General features: G+C 59.9%; 8 protein-coding genes. 1 reads left to right on the forward strand and 7 read right to left on the reverse strand.

What is annotated here, in order from left to right; genetic code table 11:
- Positions 1–152: 152 nt before the first annotated feature.
- From NW815_RS06985 to NW815_RS07015, 7 genes are read right to left on the reverse strand one after another with little or no spacing between them, the layout of a single operon-like run.
- Positions 153–833 (reverse strand): Na(+)/H(+) antiporter subunit B, encoded by a 681-nt coding sequence (locus NW815_RS06985; protein ID WP_414415840.1) that lies wholly within the window; start codon positions 831–833, stop codon positions 153–155.
- Positions 830–1,351, reverse strand: coding sequence for a DUF4040 domain-containing protein (locus NW815_RS06990; RefSeq protein WP_414357736.1), 522 nt, complete (start codon positions 1,349–1,351; stop codon positions 830–832). Before NW815_RS06990 ends, NW815_RS06985 begins: the two co-directional genes overlap by 4 nt.
- Before the next feature lie 9 nt (positions 1,352–1,360).
- Positions 1,361–1,642: a monovalent cation/H(+) antiporter subunit G gene (locus tag NW815_RS06995; RefSeq protein ID WP_011431879.1), complete on the reverse strand. Its 282-nt coding sequence runs from the start codon at positions 1,640–1,642 to the stop codon at positions 1,361–1,363.
- 19 nt (positions 1,643–1,661) lie between these two features.
- Positions 1,662–1,913: a hypothetical protein gene (locus NW815_RS07000; RefSeq protein ID WP_011431878.1), complete on the reverse strand. Its 252-nt coding sequence runs from the start codon at positions 1,911–1,913 to the stop codon at positions 1,662–1,664.
- On the reverse strand, positions 1,910–2,314 hold the full coding sequence (locus NW815_RS07005) for a Na+/H+ antiporter subunit E (protein ID WP_041436089.1): 405 nt from the start codon (positions 2,312–2,314) through the stop codon (positions 1,910–1,912). Before NW815_RS07005 ends, NW815_RS07000 begins: the two co-directional genes overlap by 4 nt.
- Entirely contained in the window at positions 2,298–3,770 is a 1,473-nt protein-coding gene (locus NW815_RS07010) for a cation:proton antiporter (protein WP_414388820.1), read from the reverse strand. The genes NW815_RS07005 and NW815_RS07010 overlap by 17 nt, the downstream gene beginning before the upstream one ends.
- Positions 3,763–4,125, reverse strand: a complete 363-nt coding sequence (locus NW815_RS07015; protein WP_414350428.1) for a cation:proton antiporter subunit C — start codon at positions 4,123–4,125, stop codon at positions 3,763–3,765. The genes NW815_RS07010 and NW815_RS07015 overlap by 8 nt, the downstream gene beginning before the upstream one ends.
- A gap of 375 nt (positions 4,126–4,500) precedes the next feature.
- Between NW815_RS07015 and NW815_RS07020 the strand changes: the two genes are divergently transcribed.
- A partial coding sequence (locus tag NW815_RS07020) for a molybdopterin molybdotransferase MoeA (RefSeq protein WP_414415841.1) occupies positions 4,501–5,251 on the forward strand: 751 nt, incomplete at its 3' end.

Below are 5,251 nucleotides of genomic sequence, written 5' to 3' on the forward strand. Positions count from 1 at the left end.
GCGCGTAGCGCGGGTGTCGGGTAGTTTACTCTCAAAATGCGATTGACAAACAACTGGCTGCTACAGCCTTGGTTTACGGACTTACCCTGGTTACTCGCAATGTCCGTGATTTTGCCGGGACAGGGGTACCTCTCTTTAACCCATTTAGACCCTCATAACAAGCCGCGGTAGCGAATAAAGATCAAAACTGCCGCCCAGGATCCCAGCGCCACCTTGATGGCTACCAAAATGTTAAGAATCGGGATCCAACCGCCGCTAAACAGATCCCCCAACTCCCCTCTAGGCAATTCCCAGCCGGCCAGAGCCACCACGGCCACCCCGATAAACGCCACCACCGACAGCTTCTCCCACATCGCAGCCCGCCACCGTTTGTAGATGGCCTCCATCCAGGCGGAAGAGGCGGTGATCGCCACCAAGCCAATGGCCGTCCCCCCCGCCACCCCGGCAGCAAAGCCCCCGCCCGGCGTCAGGTGCCCTCGAATGGCCAGCTCCACCGCGATCAAAGCCGAAATGGTGGCTCCCACTCGCGCCAACACAATCGAGGGAATATCGGTAAATTGAGCTACATTGGCTGTCGGCTGCTCATCCGCCAGCAGATATTGGGCGCCCAAAATTGCCGTGGAAAACACCACCACTTCAAAGACCGTATCGTAGAGGCGGTTGCGCAGAATGAGACCCGTCACCGTGTTGGGCACACCGCTTTCGCTGGCCAGAATCTCCACTGCCTCGACTAAAGCTACGCCCGCTGCGCGATTGGGGGAAACGGATCCCGCCTCGCCCACAATGAGCTGTAGGGCTGCCAGCAGCACCGCTATCCCGTACACCCACTTCATGTCGCCATCACCTCAGCGGCCAGAGCTTGCTGCGCCAAAATGGCCTGCAGGCGGGGTACGCGTGTAACCAGGCGATACTCTGCTGCTTCTCCACCGGGCTCAAGGGCAATGGTGTGTACCTCTCGGCTGCGAAGAGCAGCCACCAACGCCTCCGAACTCCCATAGGCGGCCAACTCCAAGCGCATGTGATACCGCTGTAGCCCTTGGCGCATCTGCTGTAACAACTGCCGTGCTGCTGAGGTACTGGCCTCCAGCACAGGGCTGCCTTCGAGAACGCCCAGGCGCATACTCAGCGAAGAGCGCACCGCAATGGCGTAGAGGGTAATAGAAAGCATGGTGCCCACCAGTGCCTCGGTCAGAGCCACATCCGCCGCCCCAAACAGCGCGTAGATCAAGGCGGCAATTGTCCCCAGGATCCCTCGCATTACCAAGGCGTGGTAGGGATTGGTCTGAGTCACCACCAAGCTTGCCGTCAGGGGCAGAAGCAACGCCATCACCAGCAACAGGGTCTCTTCCATCCTGGTCTCCTACAGGGACTTGCGCTGCGAGCAAAACGCCAGCACATAGCCCAGAATGGTATTCCAAATAGCCAGGGAGATCAGTGCCAACACCAACAGGGGCCATTCCCGTGGGATCCGCAACAGCAGCCCCAGCATGATGCTCATAGAGCCCAGGGTGTCCGACACCGAAAGGCCGTGCAGCTTAAATAAAATCGAGCGATCCCCAAGGAGCGGCGCCGTTCCCCACAACCAAAACAGCACACCAATCCCAAACAACAGATAGCTCAGACCTTCCACCCAGACTTCCATACCTACCCCCAGGGCCTTTCTAAAGCATTTCCAGCCGTTTCAGTACATGAGCCAAGAGCATTAAGGCCGCATTGCCCACCGACAAAATCAAAACCCCCACAATCCCGATCATCCAATCATCCCGCACCACCGACACCACCAAAATCAGGATGGCCGTCTTTGTGGCCAAGCTGGCAAAGGCGAGCATCGTCTGCCAAATATCTTCCTTCAGCCAAGCGGCATACAGGGGCAAGCACAGCGTTAGGGTCAGGAGAAACAGCAGTAGGTTCACACGTCCTCCCGCGGCTTGAGCACATGGACTTCATAAGTGCCTTGGGCATTGCAATTGAGCACGATGGTTTTGGGCGTGAAGGTAATTAAAAAGATATCCAGAAACACCAGCCCTGCTGAACGGTTGGGCAGGGTTTGTTTGTATACAACTTCCTCAACAGTGTGGGGCTTGAGGATCATCTCGAAGGCTTCCCAGTAGGCTCTTGGGATGGCGAGAAGAATTTCCTGGAGCACTCGCCCCCAATCCCGCCATTGCACCGGTGCGGAAGCCTGGCGCGGCAGCAGCAACGTTGCCGCCACCCCGATGGCCACATTGTCCCAGCTCAGATTGCCCGTCAGCAGAAACCAAATCAAGAGGCGCAGGCCGATCTCCAATAGACCCAACTCAGGGTAGCGTCCCATAGTTCCCCACAGCTAACAGAGCCCAAACCAGCACCAACACTATGCTCAAGCCGCCCACCACTGCTTCCAGCCCTTCGTTCACCGACCCTCCCTTCAAAGGGATCCGCTCCCAAAACCAGCCTAGGGGGATCCCAACGCCCAAACTGAGGAGCGCCTTGAGAAGATTGTCAGCGCCATAGGCCGCCGGTAGCCAGCCCCAGAGCAAGCCCCCACCCCAAAGCACCAGTGCCACTTTATCTTGCCAAGGAGTTGCAGAGGTGGTTGCCCCCTTCATTGGAGAAACAGGTGCCCGCAGCACTCGCACGCCTAAACAAGTGGTGCCGACGGTAACCCCCACCAGCAGCCACTCGTGCCAGGGATCCAGAGCAGACAAGCTGAGGGCCTTGGCCGCATACCCCAAACTGCCGGGTACCCCTGCCAGGGAAGCCGTCCCCAAGAGCAGCATCGGCCACCGCCAGCGATGGCTCACGCTCGTTCCAACAAACAACAGGGGCTTCGCCAACCCATGGGCAAGGCCATACAAACCCGCCCACTGAGGGGCAGCAATCACAAATCCCATCTGCGATACCGAGCTCCAGGCGAGAAGGTGCTGGGGCGTGCTCCCCATCAAGGCCAGTAGGATCCCGAAAACGGCTGAACCAGCGCTCAAGTAGGGCAACCCCTGGGCCAAGACCGGCGAAGCCTGGCTGCAGCGCACCAAAGCCATGGCTCCTGCTTTGGTCGTAAAACCGCTGAGCACCGCCGCGATAACGGGATCCGCGGTAACGTAGGTGAGGGGCAGCCACAGGCCGGCAACGAAGATCGCCCCCTTGGCCAAAAGACCCACAGCAATCAGCGCCAAGGCCGTGGGGTCGGCCATAGCCAAACTGCTCATCGCCAGGGATCCCGTGCGCACATAGACCAGGATTGCGCCCATCAGGTAGAAGAGCATGGCCACATTGCTCATGAAAAGGTAGCGCAGCCCCACCCAGAGCTGGCGATCGCGGTGCGGAGCATTTTCTTCCACTGTGGGTTGGCCCTCAGCCCGCCGCCCATAGGTCAGCAGCAAAAACACGCCGATGCTGAGCACCTCCAGGGAAACGTAGACGCTGATCAGGTCAGCACTGATGATGACGGCGTTGGCGCTACCGTGCACGATCAGTAGCTGCATGGCCAGAAAGCGGCTGCCCGCAAAGCGTCTATCCAAATACAGCGCCACCCCCAGCGTGACCAGGCCGTGGGCCAAGAGCATCGCTGCTACATTGGCATCGATCCGCAGCGTCACCCCGAAGTGATCCAAAAGCTGTAGCTCCAGGGGTGTGGCGGTTGTGCCGGGCAAGCCCCCCTGCTGCACCGCATAGACCACCGTCAGCGCAGCCATCCCCACCAGGCTGGGACGGGTTAGGGCTGGCATCAAGTAGGTTGTGAAGGCCAGCAGAAAGGGCAATGCCACCCACACCAGCGTCAGCTCAGTCATCGGTAAAAGTGCTCCGCGCCCCTGACGCGAGTGCCTGTTCGATGCTCTCGACTTCGAGGGTGGGATGATTGCGGGAGAGCTTCATCACCCCCACCAACATCAAGGCTTGTACCGACAGGCCGATGACGATGGCCGTGAGGATGATCCCCTGAGGCACCGGGTCGGCATAGTCCAGCTCGCGCCAGGGTTTGTAGATGGGGGTGAACACACCGCTCCGGGCTGCCCAGATCACGAAGAAGGCGATGACCCCGGTGCTCATGACATCCATAGACAGGATCTTCATAATGAGGTTGCGCTTAACCACGACTCCCCAGAAGCCAAGGAAGATCGTGAGGATGACGGCGGCATTTAACATAGACACCTCGCTTGCTGCACTTAAGCTATCCGGTGGCTCAGTCGTCCTAAGGCTACGCCCGCTACGTGACCAGTATCCAGCTTCCGCAGCCGCGGCAGCCAGATAGCCTGTGGCCGGCTGCAACGCTGCCGGGATCCCCATCTCCCCAGCAAGACCGGGATCCCGAATTCGAAAGAGCTGCAGCTCCCAATGGGCAACTTGCTGCGACTTCTTGCCAGCTCTGGGGCTTGGTGGGATCCTGGTCATACACTTCTCATGCCAAGGTCGGAATTGATGGCCGCTGTCCGCAGTTTAAGTTGTTTTTAATGGCCTTGGCGGAACCGACTTCTGGATGCTGAAGATAAGGTGTTGGAGAAGGGGGTTGTAAAAGCCGTGATGCTGCCGGTGGCCGAAGCAGAAGCCCTGATTTTGCAGGCGGTTCAGCCGCTGGGCCCAGAGTGGGTGGAGCTGGGATCCGCCCAAGGCCGCGTTCTCAGCCAAACTGTGTATAGCCCCCAGGACTTTCCGGCCCATCCCACCTCCAGTATGGATGGCTATGCCGTGCGCCATGAAGATGTGCAAGCGGGGATCCCTTGTGAGCTGCAGGTGATTGAGACTCTCCCCGCCGGAAAGGCACCCACCCGAGAGCTCCAGCCTGGACAAGCGGTGCGTCTCTACACCGGCTCCCTCTTGCCCAGCGGTGCGGACACCGTGGTGATGCAGGAATACACGCAGCAACCTTCGCCAGGAACCGTTCGCCTCTTGCAGCGTCCGCAGCGGGGCCAATTTGTCCGGCCTCAGGGAGACTTTGCCCGCCAGGGGGATCCCCTCCTGCCGGCAGGGCAGGCTTTGGGCGGAGCGGAGCTAGCCGTTTTGGCCGCCATCCGACAGGCGATGGTGCCGGTTTTTCGTCAGCCCCGGGTAGCCCTGTTCTCGACAGGGGATGAGCTAGTGCCCATCCAGCAGGTGCCGGGGCCGGGGCAGGTCGTGGATTCCAACCAGTACGGCCTGGCGGCTCTGGTCAAGGCAGCGGGTGGGATCCCGATCCAGTTGGGCATCGTGCCGGATCGGCTCCAGGTGTTGCGGCAGGTCGTCCAGCAGGCCCTGGCCTCCGCCGATGGGGTGATCTCTTCTGGAGGGGTATCGG

The sequence above is a fragment of the Synechococcus sp. R6-7 genome, from assembly GCF_047461695.1.
In the GTDB taxonomy this organism is placed as follows: domain Bacteria; phylum Cyanobacteriota; class Cyanobacteriia; order Thermostichales; family Thermostichaceae; genus Thermostichus.

What these genes read in the sequence shown, in the direction of transcription:
- NW815_RS06985 (WP_414415840.1), bottom strand. Translation starts at nt 833, where the DNA reads ATGAAGTGGGTGTACGGGATAGCGGTGCTGCTGGCAGCCCTACAGCTC.
- NW815_RS06990 (WP_414357736.1), bottom strand. Translation starts at nt 1,351, where the DNA reads ATGGAAGAGACCCTGTTGCTGGTGATGGCGTTGCTTCTGCCCCTGACG.
- NW815_RS06995 (WP_011431879.1), bottom strand. Translation starts at nt 1,642, where the DNA reads ATGGAAGTCTGGGTGGAAGGTCTGAGCTATCTGTTGTTTGGGATTGGT.
- NW815_RS07005 (WP_041436089.1), bottom strand. Translation starts at nt 2,314, where the DNA reads ATGGGACGCTACCCTGAGTTGGGTCTATTGGAGATCGGCCTGCGCCTC.
- NW815_RS07010 (WP_414388820.1), bottom strand. Translation starts at nt 3,770, where the DNA reads ATGACTGAGCTGACGCTGGTGTGGGTGGCATTGCCCTTTCTGCTGGCC.
- NW815_RS07015 (WP_414350428.1), bottom strand. Translation starts at nt 4,125, where the DNA reads ATGTTAAATGCCGCCGTCATCCTCACGATCTTCCTTGGCTTCTGGGGA.